The 25,958-nt window shown below is 58.0% G+C and carries 16 protein-coding genes and 2 pseudogenes; 9 read left to right on the top strand and 9 right to left on the bottom strand.

Translation table 11 applies throughout. The features are described from left to right. The first annotated feature begins 37 nt into the window (after positions 1-37). The 4 genes from ASB66_RS19980 to ASB66_RS19995 all read left to right on the top strand — a co-directional run bounded on the left by ASB66_RS19980 (position 38) and on the right by ASB66_RS19995 (position 9,648). Positions 38-1,105 (top strand): LLM class flavin-dependent oxidoreductase, encoded by a 1,068-nt coding sequence (locus ASB66_RS19980; RefSeq protein ID WP_060720017.1) that lies wholly within the window; start codon positions 38-40, stop codon positions 1,103-1,105. 11 nt (positions 1,106-1,116) lie between these two features. Continuing rightward, entirely contained in the window at positions 1,117-7,662 is a 6,546-nt protein-coding gene (locus tag ASB66_RS19985) for a non-ribosomal peptide synthetase (protein ID WP_234613917.1), read from the top strand. Positions 7,663-7,665: 3 nt separating this feature from the next. Continuing rightward, the gene (locus ASB66_RS19990; protein WP_060720019.1) at positions 7,666-9,042 is read left to right on the top strand and encodes an MATE family efflux transporter; all 1,377 of its coding nucleotides are present in this window, start codon (positions 7,666-7,668) and stop codon (positions 9,040-9,042) included. Positions 9,043-9,129: 87 nt separating this feature from the next. Next, the gene (locus ASB66_RS19995; protein WP_060720020.1) at positions 9,130-9,648 is read left to right on the top strand and encodes an RrF2 family transcriptional regulator; all 519 of its coding nucleotides are present in this window, start codon (positions 9,130-9,132) and stop codon (positions 9,646-9,648) included. Between the two features lie 72 nt (positions 9,649-9,720). Here the strand turns inward: ASB66_RS19995 and ASB66_RS20000 are convergent, their stop codons facing one another. The 3 genes and pseudogenes from ASB66_RS20000 to ASB66_RS26780 form a co-directional block, all read right to left on the bottom strand. Next, a complete protein-coding gene (locus tag ASB66_RS20000) occupies positions 9,721-10,128 on the bottom strand; it encodes a hypothetical protein (protein ID WP_060720021.1) in 408 nt (135 codons plus the stop codon). A 344-nt stretch (positions 10,129-10,472) separates the two neighbouring features. Then, positions 10,473-11,273, bottom strand: coding sequence for a hypothetical protein (locus tag ASB66_RS20005; protein WP_234613915.1), 801 nt, complete (start codon positions 11,271-11,273; stop codon positions 10,473-10,475). 317 nt (positions 11,274-11,590) lie between these two features. Then, a pseudogene (locus ASB66_RS26780) lies at positions 11,591-11,668 on the bottom strand (IS6 family transposase); the annotation flags it as partial. Positions 11,669-11,801: 133 nt separating this feature from the next. Between ASB66_RS26780 and ASB66_RS26785 the strand changes: the two are divergent. The 4 genes and pseudogenes from ASB66_RS26785 to ASB66_RS20025 all read left to right on the top strand — a co-directional run bounded on the left by ASB66_RS26785 (position 11,802) and on the right by ASB66_RS20025 (position 15,913). Then, positions 11,802-12,506: an aromatic amino acid lyase gene (locus ASB66_RS26785; RefSeq protein WP_060720023.1), complete on the top strand. Its 705-nt coding sequence runs from the start codon at positions 11,802-11,804 to the stop codon at positions 12,504-12,506. 834 nt (positions 12,507-13,340) lie between these two features. Further along, a pseudogene (locus ASB66_RS27165) lies at positions 13,341-13,478 on the top strand (hypothetical protein); the annotation flags it as partial. Continuing rightward, positions 13,452-15,353: a methyl-accepting chemotaxis protein gene (locus ASB66_RS20020; RefSeq protein WP_411910114.1), complete on the top strand. Its 1,902-nt coding sequence runs from the start codon at positions 13,452-13,454 to the stop codon at positions 15,351-15,353. The pseudogene ASB66_RS27165 and the gene ASB66_RS20020, both read left to right, overlap by 27 nt. 305 nt (positions 15,354-15,658) lie before the next feature. Then, positions 15,659-15,913 carry a GlsB/YeaQ/YmgE family stress response membrane protein gene (locus ASB66_RS20025; protein ID WP_060720108.1) on the top strand — a complete coding sequence of 85 codons (255 nt, stop codon included), beginning with the start codon at positions 15,659-15,661 and terminating at the stop codon, positions 15,911-15,913. Between the two features lie 82 nt (positions 15,914-15,995). Here the strand turns inward: ASB66_RS20025 and ASB66_RS20030 are convergent, their stop codons facing one another. Beyond that, complete coding sequence (locus tag ASB66_RS20030) at positions 15,996-16,961, bottom strand: isoaspartyl peptidase/L-asparaginase family protein (protein WP_081089197.1); 966 nt, start codon at positions 16,959-16,961, stop codon at positions 15,996-15,998. A 294-nt stretch (positions 16,962-17,255) separates the two neighbouring features. Between ASB66_RS20030 and ASB66_RS20035 the strand changes: the two genes are divergently transcribed. Beyond that, positions 17,256-18,320 carry an ROK family transcriptional regulator gene (locus ASB66_RS20035; protein WP_081089206.1) on the top strand — a complete coding sequence of 355 codons (1,065 nt, stop codon included), beginning with the start codon at positions 17,256-17,258 and terminating at the stop codon, positions 18,318-18,320. On the opposite strand, the gene ASB66_RS20040 is transcribed toward ASB66_RS20035, so the two are convergent. The 5 genes from ASB66_RS20040 to ASB66_RS20060 form a co-directional block, all read right to left on the bottom strand. Beyond that, entirely contained in the window at positions 18,289-19,527 is a 1,239-nt protein-coding gene (locus ASB66_RS20040; protein ID WP_114386891.1) for an ROK family transcriptional regulator, read from the bottom strand. The two genes, ASB66_RS20035 and ASB66_RS20040, sit on opposite strands and share 32 nt — an antisense overlap. Before the next feature lie 79 nt (positions 19,528-19,606). After that, positions 19,607-22,630, bottom strand: a complete 3,024-nt coding sequence (locus tag ASB66_RS20045; protein WP_060720027.1) for an alpha-mannosidase — start codon at positions 22,628-22,630, stop codon at positions 19,607-19,609. Between the two features lie 33 nt (positions 22,631-22,663). Beyond that, positions 22,664-23,506 carry a carbohydrate ABC transporter permease gene (locus ASB66_RS20050; RefSeq protein WP_060720028.1) on the bottom strand — a complete coding sequence of 281 codons (843 nt, stop codon included), beginning with the start codon at positions 23,504-23,506 and terminating at the stop codon, positions 22,664-22,666. Beyond that, entirely contained in the window at positions 23,503-24,345 is an 843-nt protein-coding gene (locus ASB66_RS20055) for a carbohydrate ABC transporter permease (RefSeq protein WP_114386907.1), read from the bottom strand. Before ASB66_RS20055 ends, ASB66_RS20050 begins: the two co-directional genes overlap by 4 nt. A gap of 151 nt (positions 24,346-24,496) precedes the next feature. Next, positions 24,497-25,792 (bottom strand): extracellular solute-binding protein, encoded by a 1,296-nt coding sequence (locus ASB66_RS20060; RefSeq protein WP_060720030.1) that lies wholly within the window; start codon positions 25,790-25,792, stop codon positions 24,497-24,499. Positions 25,793-25,958: the final 166 nt, after the last annotated feature.

Genomic DNA, 25,958 nt, shown 5'->3' on the forward strand with positions numbered 1-25,958 from the left:
CTGCCTTCCATCAGTAATACGTAAAGGAACGACGACGATGAAATTCAGCCTCTTCTATTTCGATGGCGATGGCTCCGCTACGAACGGTGACAGCTATCGGCTGCTGATGGACAGCGCACGGTTTGCCGATGACAATGGCCTGAGCGCACTCTGGGTGCCGGAGCGCCATTTCCATGCCTTCGGCGGCCTCTATCCCAATCCGTCGATGATCCATGCCGCACTGGCCATGGTGACGAAGAAGGTGCAATTGCGCTCCGGCAGCATTGTTCTGCCGCTCCATCATCCCGTGCGCGTGGCAGAAGAAATTGCCGTCGTGGACAATCTCTCGCAAGGCCGTGTGGGTGTGGCGATTGCGTCGGGCTGGACGCGCAACGAATTCGTGCTGTCGCGTGAGCCGCATGGCAGCCGCCGCAGCCTGATGTGGCGGAGCTATGATCAGGTCACCAAGCTGCTTGCTGGCGAGACGCTGACCTTTGAGGATGCGGAAGGCAATGCCGTTGAGGCAAAGACACTGCCGCGCCCGGTGCAACCGCGCGTGCCTTTCTGGGTGGCGTGCCAGTCCATGGAAACCTTTGTGGAAGCGGGCCGTCGCGGCATCAACGTGCTGACGGCGCTGCTCGGTGAGACATTGGAAAGCCTGACACCCAAGATCGCCGCCTACCGCCGGTCGCTGGAAAAGAACGGTTTTGATCCGGCTGCGGGCACCGTGAGCATTATGGTGCACACCTATCTCGGCGGTGATGTCGAAACCGTGAAAGCCAATGTCAAAGGCCCCTTCAGCGATTATCTCAGAACCCATTATCATCTGCTCGAAGGGCTGGCCCGCAGCATGGGTCTTGATATCGCGCTCGAGAATTTCAGCCGGGACGATCTCGACAGCCTGATCGAGTTCGGGGTTGAGGGCTTCATCAAGGGCCGCTCGCTCATCGGCACGCCGGAAAGCACCGCAGAGACAGTGCAGGCGCTGGCTGCGGCGGGGATCGATGAAATCGCATGCCTGATCGACTTCGTGCAGGATTACGATCTCGTCATGGGCGGTCTGCCGCATCTCGCGCGGCTTGCGCGCCAGCATGCGCCGCAGCCGACCATCGCCGAAGCCGTATAGGGAGACTGCCCGTGAACTCTGTCGATCCTATTGTGGCGCTGCGCGCCCGCGTTGCGGCGCTCAGTCTTGCGGAACGCGAGGCCTTCCGCCGCCAGCTCGAAGCCCGTGGGATCGCCTGGGAACGGGTGGCCCCGGAAGAGACGCCACAAGAGACGCCAAGGGTGTCAACGCGCACCGGGCGCCTGCCGTTGACACCCGGCCAGAAGCATTTCTGGCTCCAGCAGAGCCTCTATCCCGAGAGTTCTGCGTATCACGTTGCCTATCGCTGGCGGTTTGAGGGGCCGCTTGATCGCGCAGCCCTTGAGCGCAGCCTTGCAACAATTGTCTCCCGGCATGCGCCGCTCAGAACCGCCTTTCCCGTGGAGGCAGGTGAGCCTTGGCAGGAGGTTGATCCGAACCACGCTTTTGCTCTGGGCTTTACCGATCTGGAGGCGACAGGCGAGGATGGTGAGGCGCTGGCGCTGGCTGTTGCGACTGACCCTTTCGATCTCTCAAAGGCACCGCTGATCCGGGCGCATCTCTTCCGGCAGAATGAGAGCGACCATCTGCTGGCGATCACCCTTCATCACATTGTCGCGGATGGCTGGTCACGCGGCGTGCTGATGCGCGAGCTGACGGCCTGCTACCGCGCCTATCGTATGGGTGCCGCGCCCGCGCTTTCGCCCATCAACCGTGATTTTGGTGATCTGGTTCTTGATCAACACGCATGGCTTCAGCGCCCGGATTGCGAACGCGCTCGCGACTACTGGAAACAAACCCTCGCCGATCTCAAGCCGCTGGAATTGCCAAGCGACCGATCCCGCAGCAGCAGCGTTGAGATGACGGCGGCCACCGTGACACGGGTTATTCCCGTCTCGGTGTCGTCGCAGGTCGCCTCGCTTGCCAGCCAGCTTGGAACCACACCTTTTGTGGTGATGGCTGCGGCCTTCTCGCTGCTGCTTCATCGCTACAGTGGCGAGCGGGACCTGTCGGTCTGCGTGCCCGTCGCCGGGCGGGACGATCCGGATGCCGCAGGGCTGATTGGTCTGTTTACCAACACGCTGGTGCTGCGCGCGCAACTTGATCCGCGGATGACGTTTTCGCAGTGGGTCGGGGCGGTTCAGGAGCGGTTCTCGGATGCGCTCGACCATCAGGCATTTCCCTTTCCGCTGATTGCTGAGGCACTTGGCATGAGCCGCGACCAACGGCAGAACCCGCTCTCGCAGGTTATGTTCCAGTTGCAGTCGCAAGATTACCGCGCACAGAATGCCGAGCAGATCGATTTCGGCATCGACGGTCTCAAGGTTCGCCAACAGCCAGCAAGGCTGAGTGAAACAAAGGTCGATCTCAGTTGGTATGTGATGGAGCGGGAATCCGGCTATCTGCTGAACATCGAATATCGCATGGCGATCTTTGATTCATGGCGGATCGAGCGCATGGCCGCCCATTTCGAGGTTTTGCTCGGCTCCATCCTGCAAGCTCCTAATGCTTTGCTGCCAACGCTCGCCTATCTATCAAAGGAAGAGCATGCCGCCGTGGTTGCGCTTGGAACGCCAACCGCGCGGCCCGTGCCTGACATCACCATGCACGACGCAATCGCACACGTGGCCCGGCACCAACCCGATGCGATTGCACTTGAAAGTCAGGGCCGCAGTTGGACCTATGGCGAACTACAGACAGATGTGGACGCACTTACTGACACGCTTGTCAGCCTTTCGGTTCACCCCGGCGATAGGGTCGCCGTTTCGCTGCCGGGCAGGGGGCAATCCGTCATCGCCTTCCTTGCCATTCTGAAAGCGGGTGCGGTCTATGTTCCGCTCGATCCCGATCATCCGGCGGATCGGGTTGCCTATGTGCTTGAGGATTCCGGTGTCAGTCTGGTTTTGACGGACAGGGCAGACCTCTATCCGGCCCATCGCTCCCTTGATCCGACCCGCCCAATGCCGGTGAGCGACACCCCTGCCGCGCTGCCGCCCTCTGATCCCGCGCGCATCGCCTATCTTCTCTACACCAGCGGCAGTACGGGCCGACCGAACGGCGTGCCGATTGGCCATGCAAGCCTGCTCAATCATCTGCGCTCCATGGCCGTCTCGCCGGGGCTTGCGCCCGGTGATCGGCTTTTGGCAATCACCACGCCCACCTTCGACATTTCCATTCTGGAAATGCTTCTGCCGCTCAGCGTCGGCGCGACCACCGTGCTTTACGGCCAAGACCTGCTGCTTGCGCCACAGCGGCTTGCCGACGTGCTTGTCACGGATCGTATCTCGCATTTGCAGGCAACGCCCGCCTATTGGCGCATGTTGATCGACAGTGGCTGGGAGGGATTGCCGCATCTCATCGCCCTTTGCGGCGGCGAGGCGCTGGATGCGCCGCTTGCCCGCAAGCTGATCGACCGCACGAAAGAGTTGTGGAACGTTTATGGGCCAACGGAGGCGACAATCTGGGCAAGCGCGCTGAAGGTCACCCACGCCCACGCGGAAAGCGGCAAAGTGCCCGTTGGTGGCCTTCTCGACAATACCCACCTCCACGTTCTCGACGCCTATATGCAGCCCTTGCCGCGCGGCATTGGCGGCGAACTCTATATCGGTGGGCCGTGCCTCAGCCCCGGTTACTGGAACCGCCCGGCTCTCACAGCCGCGCGCTTCGTGCCGAACCCGTTCTACGATGAAAACAGCCCTGCGCTTAGGCTCTATCGCACCGGCGATGCGGTTGTTCGTCTGGCAAATAGTGAGATCGAATTTATCGGACGCACGGATTTTCAGGTCAAGCTGCGCGGCTACCGCATCGAGATCGGCGAGATCGAAGACAAATTGCTGCGCGAAAGCGTCGTTGAGCAGGCCATCGTCACGCTCGACGCGGAAAACGAGCGGCTGATTGCCTATGTGCTCGTTCGCGATTGGCCGACGACGAACGATGGTGAGATTGAGCGTAAGCTACGCCAGTCGTTGTCTGCGCAATTGCCGCGCTATATGGTGCCGACGGCCTTCGTGCTGATGGATGAATTTCCTCTCAACCCGAACGGTAAGGTGGATCGCAAACAGCTTCCGATCCCCCAACTTTCCACAACGCGTACGGAGCCGGTTCCAGCCCGCAATGCCATTGAGGCGACGCTGCTGGAAATATGGAAGGCCGTGCTGCGGCGCGAGGATTTTGGCATCGAGGATAATTTCTTCGATCTCGGTGGTGACTCCATTATCGGCGTCCAGATCGTCGCGAAGGCACAAGCCAAGGGGCTGAAGCTCGAACCGACCCAGATTTTCGAGTTGCAGACAATTGCAGCACAGGCCGCAGTTGCCGTTGCCGAAAACGCGGTTCAGGCAATTGAGGTTCAGATAAGTGAGGTTGCCGAAAGCGGACCTAGCTTCGAGATGACGCCCGTGCAGGCGGGCATGCTGTTCCACAGTCTGATGGCCCCAGCCTCAGGCACCTATATCGAGCAATGCTGGTGCGTGCTGGAAGGCCCGCTGGATACCGATGCTTTCAAATCGGCGTGGGGGAGGGTGATCGCCCGCCATGAGGTTTTGCGTGGTGCCTGCCGCTGGTTGGATGTCGAGCGGCCAGTCATGGTCATTGCGGAAGATGTTGTGCCCGAATGGCGCGAAGCGGATTGGTCGGGCGAAGACGCGGCAGGGCAGGAGACAGCCTTTGCGGCATGGCTGGAGGCGGATCGCCGCCGTGGCTTTACGCTGGATGCGGCACCCCTTTTGCGGTTTGCGCTGATACGGCTCGGAACTGGCCGCCATCGCTTCGTCTGGACTTTCCACCACCTGTTGATGGATGGCTGGTGCGGCTCGCTGCTTGTCGGCGAAATGTTGAAGGCTTATGCCGGCGAAAGCCTGCCAGCGCCTCCCCCGTCTTATCGGCAATACGTCGCGTGGCGCGACCGGCAGGATATCTCTTCTGCGCAGGCCTATTGGTCGCACGCTCTTGCCGATCTGCCGCAAGGCGGCCTGTTCGGGGAGACGAAAACGGGCGAGGCGGCACAGGAGGCCATTGTCGAGATCCGGCGCAGCCTTGATGCCAGCCTCGCAACGCGGCTGACCGTGATGGCGCGGCGGGAGCGGCTGACGCTGGCGACCGTGTTACAGGGGGCCTGGGCGCTGCTTCTATCGCGCTATGGGGCCGAGGACGATGTGATCTTCGGAACGGTTTTGTCGGGCCGCCCGCCGGACCTGCCAGATGCAGACCGAATGATTGGCCTGTTCCTGAACACGGTGCCGTTCCGCGCCCGCACGCGACCGGATGAGAGGGTGGCCGAATGGCTTCAAGGCCTCCAGTCTGCGCATCGCCAGCGGGAAAAGCACGGGCATGCAGCGCTTGCCGATATTCAGCGCTGGGCTGGCAAGACCGCCGATCAGCCGCTTTTTGACACGTTGCTTATCATCGAGAATCTACCGCTTTCGATGCAGGCTGCTTTCGCGGAAGGAACACACACGCTCACCCTCACCGATCCCGGCAGCTATGAGCGTACGCATTATCCGCTGTCGCTCCGGGTCTTTCCCGGGACCGAGATTGAGATTGCGCTTGCCGCGGACCCATCCCGTCTGTCATCCACAAGAGCGGATCGTCTGCTGCGCCATTACGAGACTTTGCTCTCATCCATCGCTGATGATCCGCAAGCCTGCCTTGGCACAATCGAGATGCTTCATCCCGATGAGCGAGACATCCTGCTCCAGACGGGCCGAGGTCCGCAGACGCAGCCAAGTGTGGCGGTTCACGACCAGATCATCGCGCGGGCGCAAAGCAAACCGGGCAAAGCCGCCGTCGTTCAGGTGGGTGAGGGCCGCGACAGCGCCATGTCCTATGGCGATCTCGTCCTTCACGCGGATGCTCTTGCCCATCACATTTACCAGCAAGGCATTGGCCGGGGCGCGGTCGTTGCGGTCTATCAGCGGCGTGGAAGCGCATTGCTGCCCTCACTGCTGGCCGTCATGCGGTCGGGTGCTGCCTATCTGCCTGTTGATCCCGACTATCCGGCAGAGCGCATTGCCTACATGCTGGCCGATTCCGGTGCAGCGCTGGTGCTAACGGATCTTGCGGACAGTGAGCGGGCGGAGATGCCGCAAGATGTTCCGGTGATGGACCCGACCCAGATATTCGGCGGTGCGTCGGCATCCTTCAAACCTGCTGCGGTTCAGGCCGATGATCTCGCCTACATTCTTTATACCAGCGGCAGCACCGGCCAGCCCAAGGGCGTGGCAATTACCCATGGTGCCCTTGCCAATTTCATCGCGTCCATGGCCGACAGGCCCGGGATCGATGCGAGCGACCGCCTGCTGGCGCTGACCACGATTGGCTTCGACATTGCGGGGCTGGAATTGTTCGCCCCTCTTTCGCAAGGCGCAACAGTGCTGCTTACTGAGAGCGCCATTGCCCGCGATGGTCGGCGTCTTGCCGCGCTGATCGATCGTGTGCAGCCGAGTGTCATGCAGGCAACGCCCGCCGGGTGGCGCATGCTGATCGAGACGGGGTGGCGCGGAGCGAGGGGGCTTCGCATGCTGTGCGGCGGCGAGGCGCTGGACAGCCGTCTGGCAGTCGAGTTACTGGATCGGGGCAATTGCCTGTGGAATCTTTACGGTCCAACCGAGACAACCGTCTGGTCTGCGGCCACTGAGGTGCGGCGTGAAGACCTCAATGGCCACAGTGTCACGGTTGCTGGCCCCATTCAGAACACCCAACTCTATGTTCTCGACCGGCGCGGGGAACCCGTGCCACCGGGCACGCCGGGAGAATTGCACATCGGCGGTGCGGGATTGAGCCCGGGCTACTGGGGCAAACCCGGCCTGACGGCAGACAGGTTCATCCCCAACCCTTTCCGGCGTGGTCCGCAGGACGGCTACCATCTGTACCGCACTGGCGACCTTGTGCGCTTGGCGGAGAATGGCGCGCTCGATTTTCTCGGACGGATCGACAATCAGGTGAAGCTGCGTGGCTATCGCATCGAACTCGGGGAGGTCGAGGCAAGGCTTGCGGCCCATCCTCGCGTTGCCGAAGCGGCAGTGCTTGTCGAAGATGGCGGTGCTGGCAAGCAGCTTGTCGCCTATCTGCGTTGGCGAGAGCCATTTGCCGGGGAGGCGAGCGCGGAGCTTGGACCCCATATGGCCGACAGCCTGCCGCTCTACATGCTGCCATCGGCCTATGTCGCGCTTGATGCCTTCCCGCTGACGCCAAACGGCAAGGTTGATCGCCGCGCACTTCCGGCCTGCCGACCAAAACCGGCACAGCGGCAAACGCACCTGCCGATCTCCGGCGAACCCGCGGCAACGCTTGCCGCAATCTGGCGAGAGGCGCTTAAACTCGACCACGTCAATCCGGGGGACAATTTCTTCGAATGCGGCGGCCATTCGCTGCTTGTTGTCTCTTTGCAGGGTGTGATCGACAAGCGTTTTGGAGTATCGATTGATATTACGGCCTTTTTCCAGTTTCCGACGCTGGAAACAATGGCCGCCCATATCGCGCAGCTCCAAGCCGGTCGTGAAGGCGAATGGTCTGGAGGTGATCGAACCCTCTTGCGCCAGACGGGTCGCGATCGCCTTGCAGGTCGCCGTGGCCTGCGGGCCGAACGCACAGGTGCCTGACGCATGCAGACAGTTGAAACCCTTGGCGATGCGGACCTGCCGCGCCGCCCGCCATCCGCGCGAACGACAAAGTCGCTTTTCCGGCTTAGCCTGCCGATGTTCGTGCATTCGCTGCTGACCTTTCTGGTCATGCTGTCGGAAATGCTGATCGTCAGTGCCTATTCCGCCAATGCGGCAGCGGCGGTGGCGATTGTGCGGCAAGTGCTTCAGGTTGTTTTCGAGATTTCGAGCATGGTCGGGATCGGCGCGGTCATCCTGATATCGCACAGTCTCGGGCGCGGTGACGAGGAGGGCGCGCGGCAGATCGCAGCGCTTGCGGTCTTCACCAATACGCTCCTTGGCCTTTTGGTAGGCGGTCTGCTGTTTCTGGGTGGACCGGTGATCTTGCGGATTCTCGATGTCCCGGCATCAATCGTTCACGATGCAAGTCTTTATCTTTCCGTCGCCGCCGCTGCCATGGCCTTCAATGCGCTTGCCACGGCTGCGATTGCCAGCCTGAGGGCTTTCGGCAGCAGCCGGGTGATTGTGATGACCGGCTTGCTCCTGTCGGTGATTTACATTGGGGCGACCTATGTTCTTGTGCTTGGTGCCGGGCCGGTTCCCCCGCTCGGAGTGACAGGTGCGGCCTATGCAACACTCGGCTCAAGGATTGCAATGGCGCTGATGTTCGGCCTTGCCGTCTATTACACTCTCGGTCTTCGTTTCGTGGCTGGGCCGATCAGGGCGCGGCTCTTGCTCGTGCGGCGGATGCTCGTCCTCGCCTTTCCCAGTGTTTCGGACTATATCGGCTACGGTTTTTACCAGCTTGTCCTGCTCGGCTTTGTTGCGGGCTTCGGCGTCTCAAGTGTCTTGAGCCGCACCTATGTCATGCTGGCCATGACGTTCCTCATCCTTGTCGTCATGGCTGTGAGCCAAGGAAACGAGGTGCTCGTCGGCTATCGCTGGGGCGAAGGCCGACGGCAGGACGCCTATCGTCAGGCGCTGCGCTCCAGCCTTGCCGCAACCGTGGTCACGATGGCAATCGCGCTTCTGTTCTGGCTCTTGTCCGATCAATATCTCGGATTGTTCGGACAGGGCGGTGAGGTTCTGGAACTTTCCACCTACCTTTTGTTGCTGACGATTTTCATCCAGCCCGGCTTCGCCTTCAATACAGTGCTGCTGCATTCGCTCAGGGCTGTCGGCGACGCACGGGTCCCGGTCCTCGTCAGTATCGGGTTGACTTGGGGGCTCGGTCTGCCACTGGCCTGGCTGTTTTGCGTGGAGGCGGGCTATGGGGTCGAAGGTGTCTGGTACGCGCTGATTATTGAGGAGACACTCAAGGCCGGTTTCATGCTTTCGCGCTGGCACGGGCGCGGATGGATGCGCAATGCCATTGCCTGATATTGTTTTGCACAATGAAGCCCATGGTCACCATCATCCAAATATGCGACTATGGTTCAACGAGTAACTCACCTGATAGTGCCATCCATGCGCCTGAAGCGGCAATCCGAAATTGCGATCGGTATATTGACAGCCTGCGCGCAAAGTCCATTGACGAAGCACCCTGCCCAGCATCTGGCGCAAGAGGTCGGCGCGACGAGGGATCATGCCTATCAAGTCGTCGCTCTTCTGGTCCGCAACGGGTTTCTCACCAGCGATCGCGGGCCGGGCGGTGGCCTTCGCCTTGCGCGTGATCCCAAGGACATCAAGCTCGCCGACGTGCTGCGGATCACCCAGCCGGACCTCGACAGCAACGCGCAAGAGCCTGAACCCGGGACTCTCAAAGGGCAGCCCTTGCTTGACGGCATCGTTGCAGCGGCCTCGTCCTTTCTTGTCAGGCTGCTCGACCGTTTCACTGTCGCGGACCTCGTGGCCTCGCCCGATAGCTCCGCTATCGCTTGTCTCGAGTGTAGCCTCGTGACCGCCCGCCCGGCTCGCGAGCGTTTGATGCGGTTGCCCGTGCCCCAGTTGTCCCCCGCAGACGACAGTCTGGAAACCGACGCCTGATCGACCTGAGGCAACGGATGGATATCCGTGAACAGACCCGATACCGTAGGATTCAAGACGCGAATACGGCGTTCATGCCGCGTGGCATGTCCCGGATGGGTGGTCCGCGATGAGATCGGCGAGCGTGAACTGGTCAGCCATCCGCACGAAATTCACTGAGGCGGCTTCAACGGCGAGCGAGAATACATTCCGCTGCCTATGGCTTTGTTGTTTATCCCATTGGAGAAGATCGGGTTGGGTGAGCCGCAGAATGCCACCCAGTGTGACGCTGGCTGGATTGATGGCGAGCATCACGCGGCCGTCTGGCTCGCGGTGCAACAGTTCATGCCGGAGCAACAGCAAGATGCTTTTGACGACCTCTCCGGTGGGGCCATTGTGCAAATCGGTCAGTTCCCGGAAGGCAAGCTTACGGCCGGGTCTGCACGCACAGGCCGTGAGGACCGCAAGGACGGTCATGGTTTCGCGTGTGAAATGCATCATCCCTCTCTCCCCAACACATTGCTTACGCGACGCACGTCCTGTGAAAACGCACAAAATAAGCCGTAACGCCTTATATTTGCTTCATAATTTCTCCATGAACCAACTCTGGCTTGAGAAATTATGCAGCATAACAAACGTGCATCCCAAGGGGTCACCACGTCCGGTTGCTGAGAGATAGACGTGTAACCGGTTCGGTTTGGGACTATAGCGTAAGATTTTTTTCGACCGCGTGGGAGCTTTGTCGTTCAAGACAAGGCTTCGGTCCTTGTGAGATGCCTGTGACGGTAGCGATTGATGCAAGCGCAGGCTTTCGGTCGATTCGATCAGGTGTGAAGAGCGTCCTATCAGGATTCAGATGGGGACGATCCGGCGCTTGCCGTTGTCACAGCCTGCCTCACAATACTGGCATCACCCTTTATGACAAGATTCGTCAGGTCATCGAGGCGAGGCTGTTTGGGAACGCGGGAAAGGTCCGCGATCATTTTGTCAACACTGCCTTTTTCAAGCAGATGCGCAACGTCGGCCTCCTCTGCGGCTCTATCGTACAGCACCAGCACGGTTTTCGTCACTGCTCTGGCATCGCTGGTATCGCAAAGGAACGGGATGACCGTTTCATGGTGATGCATAGGCAGCGTCAAGATATGTGCGCCAATCAGTCGGCTGGCCTCGATACAGTCGCATTGATTGTCGGCCCCGACGATGCAGAAGGCCGTGAGATTGGGCGGCGGGTCTGCTGTTATCACCTGGGTTGACTGGCGCAGGTTTTCTGCCAGTTCTGGTGTCGTCTGCGCGCGCTCCATCAGCTTTTGGTAGGACACATATGGTATGTCATTCGGATTATCCGAGAGCATGACAACCGGGCTGAAGGCGAGAACACGAACAGGTTTTTCGATCCTGCGTGCGAGAAGAGTGCCGTGATACAGCGCCCCATGCCCCCCTTTGCTTCCACCAATCGTCATCACCAGATCGTAGGGGGCACTGACATTTTCTATGAAATTCGCCAGAATGTCTGGCGTGTTTGTGAAATAGGTGTCTTCCTTATCCGCAATGCTCAAAACATCCGCCGGAAAATCGACAGACTTGAAATGATGCTTGGTTGAATGGGAGAACAGCACCACGAGAACGGCGGCGTTCCGCTTGCGCATCTCGATATCGTAACATCCAAGAGACATTTCTGGCAGCTTTCAGTGTTTGCAGCAGGTGATCGATGCAATTTTCTGCCGATGTTCGTATAAAGCCGCTCAGATCTTCGCAAGGGGAGACGTCGGACACGTTCCCGAATACCCCATGCAGAAACCGTCAGATTTGGTCAGCCGCGGCACCACAATTTCTGGCTCTGTTATCCGGTTGACAATACGGATACCGATCCAGCTCTGTTGCAAACCTTTTGAAGGGCGAAGGAGCACTCAACGATGTGGACCCGCCCACGGATGCATTTTGTCAGGTTGAAAATCGTAGCGTGGCCTTTGCGTCGTGCTCGCATGGCCTCGAACCCATTGATCGTCACATAGGCCGTTTTCAATGTCTTGAACCCTCTCATACCAAATCTCGAAGATGCTGACGCATTCTCGACTTAAAAAAATTGAAAATATCTCAAATGTGTCAGAGACTTAATCAATTGTTTGGTGCCGAACGGACGCTTTATCTCGACGAGATAGAACCGACGCTTTGCCATGGATCTTCTGGCCAATGCCCTGATTGAAATCAGCAATATTTCCAAGCGGCGTTTGTTTGCGCTGTGCGACACCACGCTGAATTATGGCCTGTCGCCCAACCTCGCCGGAAAGCCCATCGGGCTTAACTACGGTTACGGCATTATCTCCCCAACTGCCACCGCCATGGCTTCACAAAACAAGATATTAGCCGTTCCTTCGGTCGTCCACACCATCCGCACCAAGAGCAGTCAGGAAGACCATACCTCCATGGTCACATGCTCGTGCCGCAAAGCGCAGCAGGTGCTGAATAACCTGCCGAAGATCATTGGCGTTGAATGCCTGCTGGCCACCAAGGCGACTTTCCTCACCCGCCATGCACTCGGCAGCTTCAAGCTCGGTCGCGGTTCGCAACCGCTCTATGATGCGCTGGCCGCCGTAATCCTCGCCCACGTTGAGGCGTTCAACCGCTTCAAGTCACGACTGAAGGCAGACCGGATCGCCACCAAGTGGAAATGCAGTTCACTGTTGAATATGGCCTGTGCCGTGATCAAGGGCGTCGAGTTCATACCAGCTTTATCCATGGGCGAAGCTGCAATTTTCAATCTGATCGGCGACATCCGCGGAGAAACCCGGACCGTTGAACCCGTTTTTGGTCTCTGTCCCAACGCTTTCACTGAAGTTGTTTCACACCTCGCCCAGGATCTCAAACGTCAGGGCAGATGATCGGGCAATAATAGGCGGCTCCAGCCAACTCACAATATTGTCCCATAAATGCGTAGAGCGAGAGACATTTATGAAGCCCTTAAAAAAACTGAGACAGAATCATCAGCGCCACATGAGTTCCCACTAAAAAAAGGGGTACTTTAGGGCATGATTAACAATTACATCTTAGAATTGAGATCGCACAGCATCGAGTTGCGATGTTCCTTCGCATGACGCGACACAAAATCACGTTTTGAGACCGAGTTGACTAGACACTCTCTTAAGCTTCGAGCTGTGAGAGGAATTCGCGCGCGGTTTCGTCATTGCTAACAGTGTACTGGCTATCGCATTTATGAAGCGGTCCATCAAAAAAGAAGCGGGCTTGGTCGCAGGGATGAAGTGCGCGACCCTGGTGGCTTTGATGACTTACTTGGGCTTCAGCAGATACCTAGCCGGTCTGTTGTTTACAGGACGGTCGCCGCAGGGCGCCCACGACTTATCAGCTACAGCAAATCCTAAACAGCTTCGGATAGAGGATATACAATGTCTTTCTACACTCAAATGAAGAAATCTTCCAAATCTCATGCGGCTGTGGCTGAGATACAGCGCATCAAAGTTAGTATCGCAGACGGAAAACTAGCCGAGCGTGCAAATCTCGATGCCGTCACTGGCGAGGCCAGAGAGATGCTGATTGCTGTCAATGAATTACTTGAGGCCAGTATGCAGCCGATGCAGAAGCTCGGAGCATCTATCGCAGGCATGTCAGGTGAGCATGACAAGGGTGACATCGATGTCAGATTACCCTCAGAAGTCTTCAAGGGCGACTTCGCTGTGATGGCCAAAGGCATTAACGACATGGTCGATGGCCATATCGCGGTCAAGAAAAAGGCCATGGCTTGCGTCAAGGAACTTGGGTTAGGCAATTTTGAAGCGCCGCTCGAGCAATTCCCCGGCAAGAAGGTTTTCATCAATGAGACAATCGAAACATTGCGTGCCAATCTCAAAGGCCTGATCTCTGAAATGAATAGGATGTCGATCGAGCACGATAAGGGCGATATTGATGTCTTCGTGCCGGTTGAGAAATTCAACGGCGATTTTGCCGTGATGGCCAAGGGCGTCAACGATATGGTCGCAGGCCACATCGCGGTTAAAAAGAAGGCTATGGCCTGCATCAAGGAACTCGGCGAGGGCAATTTCGCAGCATCGCTCGAGCAGTTCCCCGGCAAGAAGGCTTTCATCAATGAGACAATCGAAACATTGCGCGCCAATCTCAAAGGCCTGATTTCCGAAATGAATACGATGTCGATCGAGCACGATAAGGGCGACATCGACGTCTTTGTGCCGGTTGAGAAATTCAAGGGCGACTTTGCCGCAATGGCCAAGGGCGTCAACGATATGGTCATCAGCCACATCACCGTCAAAAAGAAGGCCATGGCCTGCATCAAAGAACTGGGCGAGGGCAATTTTGAAGCACCGCTCGAGCAGTTCCCCGGCAAGAAGGCTTTCATCAATCAGACCATCGAGACGTTGCGTGGAAATTTACGGGCGATTACCACTGAACTTCAGCGCTTGATTGGGGCGTCTACAGCCGGCAAGCTCTCTGAGCGTGGCGCCGCCGATCATTTCGTCGGTGATTTCGCCAAACTGGTCTCCGGAATCAACGGCATGTTGGATGCCATCATTCTCCCGATCTCTGAGGGCAATCGCGTCCTTCGTCAGGTGAGTTTCGGTGATCTCACGCAGCATGTGGACATCGAATGCGAAGGCGATCATGAGCGCATGAAGAATGCGATCAACACTATGGTAGACAACCTGCGCAACACAGCAGCCATCGCCGACCAGATTGCCAGTGGCGACTTGACGGTCGAGCCGGAGCCGCTTTCAGACAAGGACACGCTGGGAATTGCTCTTGTGTCCATGGTTGAGCGCCTCCGCGGCGTTGTTGCCGATGCATTATCCGCAAGTCAAAATGTTTCAGCGGGTTCGCAGCAGCTCTCCGCCGGTGCAGAGCAGCTTTCGCAAGGTGCGACCGAACAGGCGGCGGCGGCAGAAGAAGCCTCTGCATCCATGGAGGAAATGGCGGCCAATATCAAGCAAAACGCTGATAATGCTGCTCAAACCGAAAAGATTGCCCGTCAATCATCAAAGGATGCCGAAGCGTCCGGTGAGGCCGTCAATCGGGCTGTGGCTGCGATGCGAACGATTGCCGAGAAAATTTCCATCGTGCAGGAAATTGCTCGACAGACCGACCTTCTCGCTCTGAATGCCGCCGTGGAAGCAGCCCGCGCGGGAGAACATGGCAAGGGCTTTGCCGTTGTCGCCTCTGAAGTGCGAAAGCTTGCCGAACGCAGCCAATCAGCCGCCGCTGAAATCAGTGGCCTGTCAGGACAGACGGTGCAGGTTGCCACGGAAGCGGGTGGAATGCTCTCACGTCTGGTTCCCGACATCCGCAAGACTGCCGAATTGGTCTCGGAAATCTCCGCGGCTTGCCGTGAACAGGATATCGGTGCTTCGCAGATCAACGAGGCAATCCAGCAACTCGACAAGGTGACACAGCAGAATGCTGGAGCCTCTGAAGAAATGTCGGCCACCTCAGAAGAACTCGCAGCGCAAGCCGAGGAGCTTCAAACCTCCATCGCCTTCTTTAAGGTCGACAATGCTGCTGACGTTAAAGTGCAAGCGTCACGCAACCACCCGGCGAAGGCCCGGCCCAAGAGCAATATCCCAACAAAACCAGCAGCCATGGCCCAGATGTCCAAACCCGGCCACTCCGTTGCAGGCCAGCAGGCTCGCGTAAAAGGCTGGGTGCTCGACATGTCGATGGGTGGGCCTGATGCTGAGGATTCCGACTTTCAAGAAAGGGCATAACCACTGAACGATAATGTGGTGGGCGTCCGTGACCGCTCAATTATGTCGTGGATTCCAGCAAGAAGCTGGCCGGCATTTCGATCAAAAACTGAGAAAGGGATGGCGGCCATAAAGTGGATCAGAAGGTAACGTCTCTGAGTACCCTCGATCCAAACCGTTCTCTCGCCGCCAAGCAAGAGCACGGTCGGGCTATTTGGCTGTTTGACGCAAGGGCAGGATCACGATAGGCATTATAGAAATTAGGAAAGGCGATCCTGCCAATGCAAAGCATTGCCTAATCTCACCAGCCAAGGAAATATCCTATGATGTCGAATGAGAGCCTGCTTGTATTTCTTCTTGTTGGCGCCCTTGCTGGATGGCTTGCCGGCCTGGTGGTACGTGGTGGCGGTTTTGGTCTGATCGGAGATATCCTTGTCGGTATCATCGGTGCGTTCATCGCCGGATGGCTCTTTCCCCGCCTCGGTTTCAGCTTGGGTACGGGCATCGTCAGAGCGATTGTCAACGCTACGGTCGGGGCGATCGTCCTTCTGCTGCTCCTCAGGCTCGTGCGCCGGGCATAAATCGCGGTCAGCTCAGGAAGCCTGGCCTGCTGCCGGTTTTCAGACACCGAGTGAAGCTAATCCTGCCTTGGGTTCAAAGTCATTAGACATGCATTTCAAATAGCGTGTCATGGCTAGCCACAACCATGCGCCCATCCGGGCCGATCCAGCCGCGAAACATGCCCGCTGTGTTGTATGGTGCGGTAACGGAGCCATCTGCGCCAACTGCCACCAATCCGGCTCCGATCTGATGCGGGGCAAGATCGGTGAAGATAACGTGCTGGCAGGCATCGTCCAGATTTTCGCCGAGATAGCGCATGCGGCTGGCAATCTCGTGACCCACGGCATGGCGAATGAAGAATTCGCCCTTGCCGGTGCCAGAGACTGCCACGACCCCATCCCGGGCATAGGTTCCAGCTCCAATCACAGCAGTATCGCCAATGCGGCCGGCTGGCTTGTTGTTGAAGCCCCCGGTGGAGGTTGCGGCAGCCAGATGGCCGTGGCTGTCGAGTGCCACAGCACCGACTGTTCCATGCTTTTCGGCTTCGCTTGCTTGGGCGGCGGTTCCGGCTTTCGCATGGGCCTTTAACGATACCAGTGCTTTTACCCGGCGGTCTGTCGTGAAATAGCTTTGATCTACCATGGGCAAGCCAGATTGTCTGGCAAAGGCATCGGCCGCACTTGCCCCCAGCATCACGGTCTCACCGCTGTGCATCAGCCTGCGCGCGGCACAGATCGGGTTGCGAATGCTGCGTGCCATGGCAATGGCCCCGGCCTCAAGGGTGTTGCCATCCATAATCGAGGCATCCAGCTCGTGATCGCCCTGCGTGTTCAAGGCGGCACCATGGCCCGCATTGAAATGCTCAGAATCTTCCATCACCATCACGGCAGCCTCGACAGCGTCCAGCGCGGATGCCCCTCGCTGCAACAGCGCCCATCCGGCCTGCAAGGAACGCTTGAGATCGGCGCGTGCTGCTTGCCATTCACTTTCCGGCATGTCTGCCTTGTTCATCACGCCGCAGCCGCCATGGATGGCCAGGGCCATGGGATTTCGCTGGGTGTTGCTCATCAATGCCTCGAAATGTTCAACGGTAGATCGGTTATTATTAGCCGCAGCATAGTGGTTATCGCAGATCGTTTAGATGAGAAAGGGTCAGAGAATGCATCATTCGAGCTCAGTTATCTTCGCTTGACGGGTTCGCTCCACACATTTTGTACCAGCGATTTCCTAGAATTGTAAAAAACTGAGGTAGGGCCTGTCGGTACTTGAACGGGAGTGATTGACTGCACGCAGCAAAGCCTGTTTGCTTTCTTTTTTGCTGATAGCAAAGATTGCAATGAAATCGCCGATGGAAATTTGAGTGTGGGACGACGACTTGTAAGGCATCAGACGGTTCGGCCCTTGGAGGATCGCGATGCTCAGGGCCTCAGTCCTGAAGATATCGCAGATCATAACGGACGCACCGTTTCGGCGCTTTTGCTACGCGAAGGGCCGATGACGCGTCAGGAGCTTGCGGCAAGGCTTAAGCTCACCGAGCCTGCCATTACCGGCATTCTTCAACGGCTGCTGTCGGCGGGCCTTGTCTGCAAAGGCAATCGCCAGACTACCGCACGCTATAAAGCGGCGGAATTTTCGCTTGTGTCATCTGGCGCGTACGGTCTTGGTGTCGAGCATTGCCAGAATGGTGGTTCTCTTGCGCTGTGCAATCTCGCCGGTGATATGGTGCTTTATCAACGCTTTGAGTGTGATGAAGCCTTGCTTGCGGCTATCAGGCAAATTGTGCAGGCAGAGATAGGCTTTCCCGCCCCCATCGGTGTCGGGGTGGTAATGAACGCGGGCAGGGATGACGGGTTGAGCGCTATTTTTGGCGAATTGCCAAGCTTTACCTTGTCCAAACCCGAAGCGGTGCTGGCAGGGGAGAGATTGTTTGGCATTGGCGAGCCGGAAGGTGGGCTAGTTGTGGTCCTGATTGATGATCAGGTGCAGGCGGGTCTGATCATCAATGGCCGCTTTTATCGCGGCACCCATGGCAGAGCGGGCGCAATTGGTGCCATGCGTCCCGGCCTGGCGGAAGGAACGCTGGATATGATGGCGAGTGCTGCGTCTTACAGGGCTTTCATTGCCGCACAGGGTGAAAGCGAGGTTGATCGCTGGATTGAACAAGCCGCCAGCCGGCTTCTGGACGGTGTTGTCACCATTGCAGGTTTTATATCACCGGGAGCCATGCTACTGGGCGGACAATTGCCCGCCGATGTGATTGATCGGCTGATTGACAAAATCGCTGAAGCTCGGCTGGGCAAAGAGCGATATTTTGTGCCCGCAGCCTGGATACCGCCCGTACGCCCTTTAAGCTTTCCAGACCGTGACGCCGCTTACGGTGCTGCCATAGCACCGTTTATCGAACTGCTGCTGCCAAAACCGAATTGATCGATGAAGGCCGGATCGCTGTCGTCAACGGTGAGCGACTGAGATGCGCTGGATCGGCAGAGGGAAGACAGAGCCGGTCTGCGAGCGCCATGGCGGCAGCGCCAAGGGCTGCGGCATCCTCGGAGGCGGCCGCACGGTGTAAGCTTGGGGCCAAGGCTCCTCGACGACTGATTTCCTCATGCACGTAGAGCAGCAATTCATCAATCAGCCGCACAGGTAGGCGTCCGCCCAGAATAATGCCATCGGGGTCCACCACCATGCCGATGTCGCTGACGGCTTCGGCAAGGTTGATGGCCATTTTCTTCAGCCAACCGCTGAGAAGGGCGCGTCCCCGTCCATCCAGCGTCAACAGATCCGCAGGTGTCGCAACATCCACCCCATTGTCGGCAAGGTAGTCGAGCAGCACGAACATGGACAGCATATCGCCCAACGGTCTGGTTTCCCCGGCAAAGGGACCGGTTGTGACCGCCGTGGGCAGCCAGCCGATTTCGCCACCCAGTCCGCCTGCGCCCTTGTGGCGCATACCGTCAATCACCAGACTGCCACCAAGACAGGCGGATATCAGAATATAGAAAAAGCTGCGCATCTCGGTGCCCAGCCCATATTCAATCTCGCCCAAAGCCGCCGCATTGGCGTCATTGTCGATATAGATGGGGTGGTCGGTGATATGCGACAGAGCGGTACGCACGTCAAAGCCGCTCCAATGGCTGTACGCGTTTGGCAGGCCAATCACCTGCACCTCTCCCAGCCAGTCGGGAATGGCAAGGCCAATGCCCGCAAGCCGTGATTCTGTAATAACCTTGCGGCGCAGGAAGGACGATACGGCATCTTCCATCAGCTTTACAAAGGCATCTGGCAGCAAAAACCGCGCCTCATGATGAATCCGCCCGCGCACATTACCCACCGCATCCACCGCCACAATTGTCAGGTGATCGCGGTCAATATTGGCTCCGATGGCAAAAGCCCCCTCCGGGTCAATCTCCAGCTCGATGGCCGGTTGGCCGCGCAAGCCTTGCCGGCGGCGCGCCTCCATCACCAGGCCTTCATCCAGCAGTTTATCGACAATCCGGGTGACAGCCTGCTTTGTGAGGCGCGAGAGCTTGGCAATTTCGGTGCGCGAAATTGGCCCACCACGGTGAATGGCGTTCAGGATGATGGCCCTGTTCAGGGCTGCGGCCTGCTCGCCATTGGCTCCGGAATAACTCATCGTAATCGTCAATCTCCTCGCCGCCGGACTGCGGCGGCGGGGAAACCATGCACCATAGACGTGCGGGACGAAAGCCTTTTCAAGCGGTTTTCGACAGACGCCAACTCTTCACCTCAAAGGGTTTTAGCGCGTGCGCGTCCACCGCTTCCATTGGTTCTTCCAAAATGCTGAGTGCGCCGCTTACCGCCCAACCTTCAGGTGGTGTAAGCTGGAAGCCGCCCCGGCGACCAGCTGGCTCATACACCCGCACGATCAGGCCATCGCCATCCTCGGCAGGTTTGATGGCCGAGAGAGCAACCTCCAGCCCTGCCGCTTGCAAAGGGCACCATTCGCCCGCTGCTTTATCTGACACAGGAATGGCAATCAGCGGCTGGTTCAGATCATCGGCCTCTTCGCGCACCTGCCCCTCATACCATGTGCCTTCATGGGGCATCAGGGCATAGGTGAAGGATTGATAGCCTTCATCTGCCAACGGATCAGGATAGATCGGCGAGCGCAGCAGGGAAAGGCCCAGCACATTGCCACGGGCCGAGTGACCATATTTGGCATCATTCAGCAGCGCCATGCCAAACCCCGGCTCGGACAGATCAATAAACCGATGCGCAGGTGCCTCAAACATCGCCTCATCCCACGAGGTGTTGGAATGGGTGGGGCGTTCCACCACGCCGTAGGCCACTTCGCAGGTAGCGCGGGCGGCGCTGACAGCCACGCCATTTTCCGTGCGCAACATGACGCGGCGTTCATGCCAATCGATTTCGGTGAAAATATCGAGACGGCGAGCGTTGGCAGCAAGGCTCAAGGTCTGCACAATAGTGGAATCACGCCAACGGCGTTTGATACGGATGGCCGCGCGGTGGGCGGTGTTTTCGACAAGTTCGATGGATTCGTATCCGCTCAACTCCTCGGATTTTTGGCCGTAATCCTCTTCCACATCCCACGCGTCCCAATTGCGCGGCTTATCCGCCGTATAGGCAAACAACCGGTTGGCCCCACCCTCGACCGCTTCGCGGCCAGATGTTTTGTGCAGGATAGAGGCGATGGAACCATCATCGGCCAGCGTCACCTTGATGATGTCATTTTCCAACGTGTTTTGCGTGGCCTTCAGGCCCGGTTTGGGGCCAAGAGCGCCGGCGGGCAAAACGCTCACACCAAGGGCAGGTACCATGCCGTCAGTTGCTATGCTTTTATCATTCAGCGTCAGCCGGATTGGTCGGGCGCTCAGTGTGGGATTGATCACCAGCACCGCGCCATCATTGCCTTCAGGCACTTGTTTGAGGATGGCTTCAACAGCCGCCTTTTGCGCAGCCGCACCATCAATCAGCACCTGCTCAAGCTCGGCTTTCGCATCCACATAAACCTCGGCAATCGACGAGCCTGGCAAAATGTCATGAAACTCGTTTTTCAACACCACCCGCCATTCCGGCTCCAGCGAACGTGGCTTGGCGGCCCCCAGAAGATGGCCAAGGGATGCCAGCGTTTCCGCTGTAATCAGGCTGCGCTCGGCCTTGCGGTGGAGCTTTTTGATGGCGCTTTGCGTGGTCAGCGTGGCGCGGTGCAGCTCCAGATAGATCTCACCTTTCCACACGGAAACGGGCGTGGTTTTCGCCATTGCATGGGCATCTTCAAAAAAGTCGTGCACGCGGGTCCAGCGGGCTTCCGGGATCGCAGGAAACACACGAAGCTGTTCTTCCCGCACCACCATTTCCGGGCTAGGGCCGCCGCCGCCGTCGCCATAGCCGACGCACAGCAGCGTCGTGTCGTGCCGGTCTTTCTGGCGATAATTTTTCCATGTCGGCGTGATGCAATCCGGGCGCACAAAGCCGTTATAGCCTTCCATGGGATTGTCGAACGAGTGGGCCAGCACTCGGCTGCCGTCCAGCCCTTCCCACCAGAACAGATCGGCGGGGATGTGGTTGCTTTCGGACCAATTGACCTTGATGGTAAAGAAGCTTTTCATTCCGCCCTGTTTGAGAAGCTGCGGCAGTGCTCCGGCAAAACCAAAGCAATCCGGCAGCCAGCAAACACTGTGGCGCGTGCCAAAACGTTTTTCGAAATAGCGCTGACCGTAGAGGATTTGCCGGGTCAGGCTTTCGCCTGTGGGCATATTGGTATCCGGCTCAATCCACATGCCGCCCAGCGTTTCCCACTGGCCGTCTTTGGCGCGCTCAACGATTTTGTCGAGCAGGTGAGGATCATCCTCCTCAAGCTGCCAGTAATAATGCGCGGTGGACTGGTTGAAGCGGAAATCCTTCGATGTTTCCATGATCGACAGTGCCGTGTGGAAGGTCCGGCGCATTTTGCGGCGGGTCTCATCATAGGGCCACAGCCAGCACAGATCGATATGGGCATGGCCGGTCAATGCCACCTTGCCCTGCGGAGGGAAGCGTTCACGAAGTTCGCCAAGACGCGCCATCAGCGCCTCATAGGCCTGATCCAGTGTGGCGCGCTGGGCGTCGGTCAGACCTTCCGGGTCGGGTTTCAGCTCTGGCAGTTGCCAGATCTTTTGCTGCATCACCGCAGGGGCGGTGCGCGCCACATAGTCTGCCGTCGCTGATGGCCAATCGATGGCGTAGAAGGCCTGTTCTGCGGCATCCAGCAGATAAGGCACCACATCATGGCCTTGCAAGACCCTGAGTGCTTCGGCAATCTGGCGCATCAGCAGTCCCATGCGGTCCACGGAACGATCGATCCAGAACAGCTCCGCCCGTTCAAGCTTGGGTGCGCGTACCGGCTCACCAAACGGCAGGCGCGGAACGGATTGCGCATGGAGCGAAAAGCTCTGCGAAGGGGCTGCAAATTCGCGGTGGTAAGGATCCAGCCCATAGCGCTTGATAGAGCCATCTTGCGCTGTGATGCTCAACAGGCTTTCGCCGCCGAGGTTGAGATAAAGATAGGTGTCTGCCAGCGGCCAGCCTTCCGGCACGGTCACATCTGCCGTGAAGCCAATGGGTGGGGTCTTGTGTGGCCAGGCCTCGCCAACGGCAATGGGTTGGTCATTGAAATTCCAGCCGATCAGTTCGACTGTTTTGCGGGCGCGCCAGAACTGGAATTCTGCGTTGCGAACTTCGATCCGTTCAAGGCGTTGGGTGTAGGTTAAGCTCATGATAATTTCCTAAAATCTTTCAACAAGATGGGTTCAGCCCTTCACGGCTCCGGCGGTCATCGCGCCAAGAATAAGGCGCTGGAGCGAGAGGAAGGCGATGATGGCTGGCACCACCGAGACAAGGCAGGCCGCCGCGAGGAGTTGGATGGAGGAGTCATTTTGTGTGCCGGCATATTGGAAAATGCCGACGCCAATCGGGGTGAGGGATTCCTTGGTGATCAGCAGGAACGGCACCAGAAATTGCGACCAGCCGCTGATCACGGCGATGATGAAGGCCGAAGCAATGCCGGGCGTAGACAGCGGCAGGATGACACGGATAAACACGCCAAACCGGGTGCAGCCATCCATCATTGCCGCTTCATCCAGGGTTTTGGGAATGCCGTCGATCGAGCCTTTCAAAATCCAGGTCGAGACCGGAACGGCAAGGGCCACATAGACCATGGTGGTGCCGAAATGGCTGTCCAGCAGGCCCATCGCCGCCATGTAGCGGTAGAGTGGCACCATGATCACCAGCGGGGAGATCATCTGCACCGACAACAGCGCCATCATCCACGCGCCCTTGCCCTTGAACTGAAAGCGCGAAAAGGCATAGGCCGCAGGCAGGGCCACGATCAGGCAGCCTGCCGCCGACAAGCATGAAAGCTTCAGCGCATTCCACAGGTAGGAGATGAACTTGTCCGAGGACAGGATCATCGCAAAATTATCCAGCGTCGGTGCTTTGGGAATGAAGCGGCTGACGCCCAGAAACACTTCCTTGCGGGTTCTGAGCGCCAAAGACAAAAGCCACAGCAGCGGCCATGCGAAGAAGGCGAAGGTAATGGCCATGAAAAGATAGCTCAACGCATCACCGAGGCGCTCACTTGTGCGGGCTTTCATTGGTCATCTCCCTTTGGCAGGAAGGCGGCATAGATCAAGGCGAGCGTCAGCGAGATCACCAGCATGAGGATGGAGAGCGCAGCGCCTGCCGCCAGATCATAATTGCGAAACACCACATTGAACGTATAGAGCGACAGCACTTCGGTTGCCCGTCCCGGTCCACCGCCGGTGAGTGAGATGATCGCATCAAAGGTGTTGAGGGTCTGGATGGTGATCAAAATCAGATTGACCAGAATGGCCGATGTTAACTGTGGCAGGGTGACATAGCGCAGTCGCTGATCGGCCCGCGCCCCATCCACAGCCGCAGCCTCGTAAAGCACCGGATCAATCGCCTTGATGGCGGCATACATCACCACCATGGAAAAGGCGGTGCCGCGCCAAACATTCGACAACACCACCGACCACATCACGAGGTTGGGATCGGAGAGCCATTGCACGGGGCCAGCCCCTACAAGCCGGAGCAGGCTGTTCAGCCCGCCAAACGGAGCCTCGTTAAACAGCATTTTCCAGATAATGCCGCCAGCAATGCCCGGCACCACCCAGGCAATCAGCGCCGTGGTGCGCAGGATTGTGGCACCAAACAAGCCCCGTTTTTCGGCCCGCACCACCACCAATGCGATCACAAGGCCAAACAGTTGCTGCGCAACCACCGACCCCGCCGTGAAGGTGAGCGTGACCCACAGGATCTGCGGAATTTCCGCACGGGTCAACGTGTTGATCAATGTTGTGATGGTGTAGCCACCGTCATCCCCGAGCAGTGTTGCTCTGGTGAAGGCAAGGCGCAGCACATCCAGCACTGGATAAAGGTAGAAAATGCCGAGCACCAAAATCAGCGGCATAAGCCAGGGCGCTGCCTTCGGTCGGTGCCGACTTTGGGCGGCACCCGTCTGTTTGCCTGCCTGAAAGCTGAGTGTTGCCATGGAGTGCACCTATTGGATTCAGACCACAAAGCGCTGCGGAGCCCTTTGGCTCCGCAGTCTCAACAAGCGGTTAATGGCTGTCAAATGCCGCAAGCGAAGCTTTGAAGGCTTCATCGACAGCCGCATCCGTGGCTTGCGTTCCCGTCAATACCTTGCCCATCATGATCTGAATCTGATTGGAGATTTCGGGATAGACCGGCGCGCCGGGCCGGGCTTGGCCGACTTTGAGGGCCTCCGAGAAAGCCTTGTTGATGTCGGAGGAGAAAATCTTGTATTTCTCATAGAGGTCCGCGCGGGTTGGCAATTGCCCCTGAACCTCATTGGCAGGTCCCATATAGACATCGCGGGCAAGATCAGCACACATTTTCACTTTCGCCGGATCGGAGGCAAAAGAAGCAACAGTCCAGCCACCTGTGCCGGTCGAGCGCTGATCTTTGGTGGGACCGGGCAGGGGTGAGAAGGTCCATTTGGCCAGTTCTTCCGGCTCAAGGGCGGCTTGCAACTGGCCATATTGCCAATTTCCACCGACAAACAGCGCCGTGGTGCCAGCGGCAGCGGCGGCATTGAAATCATCATAATTGCCAATGGTGGCCACCCGCTTGGGGGCAGCACCAGATTCCACCAGGTCGCGGTAGTAATTCACCGCCTTGACGAATTTTTCCCGCTCAGCACCTTCGCCAAAGATCGGCTTGCCGTTCTCATCGACCAACTTGCCACCTTCGGCCCAGAAATTGGCCAGCCAGTCAAAGGTGGTGCCTTCATAGCGTGAGCCGTTGAACAGAATGCCTTCCATGCCCTCTTCCACGGAGTGCAGCGCAGCCTTTTTGGTCTCGTCCCATGTCTGCGGCGCGTCTGGAACGATTTCTTTGTTGCGATAGAGAACACGCAGATCGGTCGACCACCACCAGGCATAAATCTGGCCGTCAGCTCCGGTAACGCCCTCGCGAATGAAGGGGAAAAGCTGGTCGATCTCTTCCTTAGTAAAGTACGGTGAGAAAGACTTCAGCACGCCAGCTTTTTTGAAAACAGGCAGCACGAAAGAGTCCACGGCAGCGCAATCAGGTGCATTGCCGGATTTGGCCTGCTCCACCATGCGGGCCTGCTCCTGGCTGATGTCCCCCGTCATCATCTGCAATTCAATGCGCCAGCCGGGATGCTTGGCAATAAACTGATTGAACAGCTTGCCATAGCCTTCAGCGACAACCGGATCATTGTTGCGCGGACCATCGGTCGTCATGCGAAATGTCATTTTATTGGGCGCGTCAGCCGGGCCAACCGTGTCGCCGGTGATCATGTCACTGGCATTCCCGCCCACGGGGGCAACCAACAGCGCGACAAGCGTCAACGCATGCCTGTTCTTCTTCATGTGTGCTCCTCCCAAAGTCGCATGCCGCTGAGTGCCATGCGTTAAACCCTCAATCGCGGGCAAGTCTCCGCCCCGCTTCGTCCTCCGATGCCTGCTGTCTCCTTCAACAGGCATCTTCCCTGAACGCAATAAATAGATTAAATCACTTTTGTTTTGCGTCAAGCGA

The organism is Gillisella vitis, from assembly GCF_001541345.2.
Taxonomy (GTDB): Bacteria; Pseudomonadota; Alphaproteobacteria; order Rhizobiales; family Rhizobiaceae; genus Allorhizobium; species Allorhizobium vitis.